The organism is Neisseria sp. P0014.S009 (assembly GCF_051958155.1).
GTDB classification, from domain to species: domain Bacteria; phylum Pseudomonadota; class Gammaproteobacteria; order Burkholderiales; family Neisseriaceae; genus Neisseria; species Neisseria flavescens_C.
Genome location: NZ_JBQCVS010000017.1, coordinates 1 through 567 on the forward strand (window position 1 = coordinate 1; position 567 = coordinate 567).

Consider the following 567-nt stretch of genomic DNA (forward strand, 5'->3'; position numbering starts at 1 on the left):
AACAAATTTAAAAGGGAAAATCCATGTCAAAGAATATCAGCGTAAAAATCAATAGTGGCAACGAAACCGTTGAGACCATCAAACTGAACGCAACGAATAAAAAAGTCATTATCAAAGCACAACCAAATGTGAACTACGAATTGGTTGACGACAATACCCAATACGCCCCAGAAACTATCGATACCAAACGTATTGGTAACGACCTTCACATTGCATTTGAAGGCACCGACATTAATCAAGAATCCGATTTGGTATTGGAAGGTTATTACGAGAACAACAATACCGAATTGCTTTTGGGTAAGGCAGAAAACGGGCAATACTATGCCTATGTACCGCAAAGCGGCGTTGAAAGTGATGCGGTTACCTTGTTGGCAGAACAAGTATTTGCTCCACAGGCGTTAGGTGGTAATAGCGTAGCTACACCATTTTGGGCGTTTAATCCTAATTGGCTGTGGGCTGCAGCCGGAGTGGCAGCAGTAGGTGGCATTATTGCTGCTGCAAGTGGTAGCAGTGGTAGCTCATCTGCACCAGTTGGTAACTCAGCATTGAATGATGCATTGGCGAAAG

General features: G+C 43.4%; 1 protein-coding gene. It reads left to right on the top strand.

The genetic code is table 11. The annotated features are described in order from the left end of the window. Positions 1–23 precede the first annotated feature (23 nt). On the top strand, positions 24–567 hold a 544-nt coding region (locus tag ACTHS4_RS10250), incomplete at its 3' end, for a hypothetical protein (protein ID WP_440365896.1).